At 42.6% G+C, this 3,562-nt stretch carries 2 protein-coding genes; one reads left to right on the forward strand and one right to left on the reverse strand.

The window, feature by feature from the left end:
* Positions 1-1,094, forward strand: a 1,094-nt coding sequence (locus tag ACNPNW_RS16155; RefSeq protein ID WP_448767174.1) for a cation:proton antiporter domain-containing protein, incomplete at its 5' end; no start/stop codon positions are given.
* A gap of 105 nt (positions 1,095-1,199) precedes the next feature.
* On the opposite strand, the gene ACNPNW_RS16160 is transcribed toward ACNPNW_RS16155, so the two are convergent.
* The coding region (locus ACNPNW_RS16160; RefSeq protein WP_448767175.1) for a DEAD/DEAH box helicase at positions 1,200-3,562 on the reverse strand (2,363 nt) is incomplete at its 5' end.

Genomic DNA, 3,562 nt, shown 5'->3' on the forward strand with positions numbered 1-3,562 from the left:
TCACTGGCTTATCGATGGCAATGGGGGCATTCCTTGCAGGGGTATTACTCTCCGAATCCACTTTTCGCCATCAGATTGAAGCAGATATTGAACCGTTTCGTGGCATATTGCTCGGATTATTTTTTCTAGGTGTAGGCATGCCACTAGACCTTAACGTCGTAAAAAATAACTGGGTGTTAATCTTAAGTGCTGTACTTCTGCTGATGTTTGTCAAAGCATCCATGATTTACCTAATTGCACGCATGACCAAAAGTTCACACTCCGAAGCACTCGATCGCGCATTACTGATGGCTCAAGGGGGTGAGTTTGCTTTTGTACTCTTTGCTGCCGCCATGAGTGCTCAAGTCATTAGTGCTGTTGAACGCTCAAACCTGACTGCGATTGTAGTCTTGTCAATGATTTTGACCCCGATTATTGGCTTTCTATTTAAACGTTTTACCCAAACTACAGAACAAACTTCTTTAGAAAATATCCGTATTGCCGAAGGACTTTCTGGAAAAGTATTGATGATTGGTTTCGGTCGTTTTGGACAAGTCTCCAGTCAATTACTGCTTGCTCGAGGCATTGATGTGACCATCATTGATAATGATATCGACATGATTCAAAACGCTGAAAGATTTGGATTTAAAATTTACTATGGCGATGGTTCTCGTTTAGATATTTTACATGCCTCGGGAGCAGATACGGCTGAAGCAATTGTTGTTTGCGTAGACCACAAAGAAACGACGAATAAGATTGTAGAGTTGGTGCAACATGAATTTCCTTTAACCAAGTTACTGGTTCGCTCTTATGACCGTGAGCATGCGCTGCATTTAGCAAAACAAAATGTGGATTATATGATTCGAGAAACCTTCGAGTCGGCAATGCTATTTGGCGGTGCGATTTTAGAAGAATTGGGTGTTGACCAGAGTGATGTTGAAGAAATTAGCCAAGAAATCCGAGAACGAGACAAAGAACGTTTTGAAACCGAAGTTGCAGCAGATGATGTCTATGCGGGTATCGGCTTGCAATACACAGGACCGCGTCCGACTGCACCTTTAATTACACCAAAGCACACAGGACAAATTCTGAATGAAGATGACACTCAGCAATAATTTCACGTATTAAACCCAAATAAAAAAGAGGTCTGTGTAGATCTCTTTTTCGGTAAGCATCCGCTGAACCCCACTTTTCTTATTTTCTCAATATCCCAAACCAAACTAAAATTTCTCAAACAAGTTCATCACGTCATTTTCCGTCAGTTTCGCTTCGCCCTCATGATCGGTACTTAGAATAGACTGTGCCAGTTCTGCTTTATTTTGCTGTAAGGCAAGAATTTTTTCTTCTATGCTTTTATTGGTAATCAGCTTGTACACAAATACCGGCTTATCCTGTCCAATCCGCCATGCACGATCTGAAGCTTGATCTTCAGCAGCAGGGTTCCACCATGGATCATAGTGAATGACCGTATCTGCGGCAGTTAGATTCAGACCGACCCCTCCTGCTTTCAGACTGATTAAAAATACCGGCACTTGTCCAGACTGAAATGCTGTAATGACTTCATCTCGCTTTTTGGTCTTTCCAGTCAGCTTCACATAGCCAATTTCTGCGTGATGGAGCTGTTGTTCAATCAGTTCCAGCATTGAGGTAAACTGAGAGAAAATAAGAATTTTTCGTCCCTCTTCCACCATTGGAACAACCATATCCATCAACTGTTCAAGTTTGGCAGAATGCGCCTGCCCGGTTTTAACTGAATCCAGTTTCAGCAAGCTAGGATGACAACAGACCTGACGCAGCTTCAGCAAGGCATCTAAAATTTGGATTTGACTACGCTTAAAGCCTTTTTCTGCCACAATTTTCTGAATATTTGCCTGCATCGTGGCGCGAACAGCCTCGTATAGCTTGGATTGCTGGTCATTCATATCAATATTGACTTCAATCGTGGTTTTTTCTGGCAACTCTTTGGCTACGTCAGTTTTCAAGCGACGTAAAATGAAGGGCTTAATCCGGTTGACCAACTTTTGCCTTAACTGCTGATCACCGCGTTTTTCAATCGGATGACGGTACTTTTTATTAAAGATTTCTTGTGAATATAAAAATCCTGGCATTAGAAAGTAAAATAGTGCCCACAGCTCACCCAAATGATTTTCCATCGGGGTACCTGTTAGACACAAACGATGTCGTGCTTTTAATTGCCGTACTACCTGTGCAGCTTTGGCACGCGGATTTTTGATATTCTGCGCCTCATCCAAAATGAGTTGATGATATTCATATTGCTTTAATTGTTCTTCATCTCTCGCTAGAAGCGGATAGGTGGTTAACACAATATCATAGTGCGGAATCTGCTCAAAATTCTGATGGCGGTCGGGCCCCTGTAGCAGCAATACCTTGAGCTCAGGGGTAAATTTCTCCGCTTCTTTGAACCAGTTATGCATCAGCGATGTGGGTGCAACAATTAAGGCGGGACTGTCCTGCAAATATCCAGCCTGCTTTTCCATGAGTAAATGGGCTAAAGTTTGTGCTGTTTTCCCCAAGCCCATATCATCTGCCAGAATCCCGCCATGCTGGGTTTCCCTTAAAAACTGTAACCAGCCTAAGCCCTGCTGCTGGTATGGACGCAACTCCCCCTGAAAACCTTGTGGTGTCGGCAGTTGTTGCTGATAGCCTTGTTTGAATTTCTGTACAAATTGCTGCAGGCGATCACTGACCTGCCATGTCATCCCAAGATTATGCTGCAATTCTAATAATTGACTCGCATCATAGCGATCAATACTGCGCTCTTCTTGCTGTAAAATGCTCTGCAGATGTAACAATACCGGCTTAATATCCCTAGCGGATAGAGCCAAATCAGGTTGATCAACTGCAGTTTTCACGGTGAAAATTTGACTGTCATGCAGATGACTAAAAATCCGTGGATCAAGTAAATCAGGATTTACTCGCACCAAAGCTACGAGCGCATCAAGCAAATTATAAGAATTACCTGCACTGTCTTGAACCGTCGCCCCGATATTGAACCAGTCCTGCTGACCTTCAGATTCAGTGATAGAAATATTTAAATTTTCGACATATTGCAGGTTAAAGGGGCTGTTTTCCAGATGCTCTATCTGCCAGCCCATCAACTCAATTTGATTGATGGGCATGAGCTGTTTGATCCAGTCTCCATAGAAAGCAAAAACCATAGAATCAAGACGTTGTTTATCCAGTTTTAATTGCTGGTCATAACTAAGATCTTTCACCCACTTCAGTGATTCGACCAATAGCTGTAAACGCTGGATTGACTGTTGTTCCTGAACTAAGTCCCGAAGCTGTCGCACCATTTTGCCATGCTGTTCACCAATAAAACTGTCACCTGATGTACCTGCTTTAATTCGCCCACCTGCATAGGAGAATTCAATTTCAGCACAAACAGACTCTTCCCATTTCCAATCAAATTTATCTAAAACACCGAAGCGTAAAATTGGCTGGGGACTACCCTCAAAGACATCAATATGCTGAATAAACTCGGGTTGAGGCAGATTTTTCACATCTGAATATTGATGAGTCAGTTTCTCAAACTCTGGCAAGAGCTTAGCTGGAAGATCAG

Source organism: Acinetobacter endophylla (assembly GCF_053543775.1).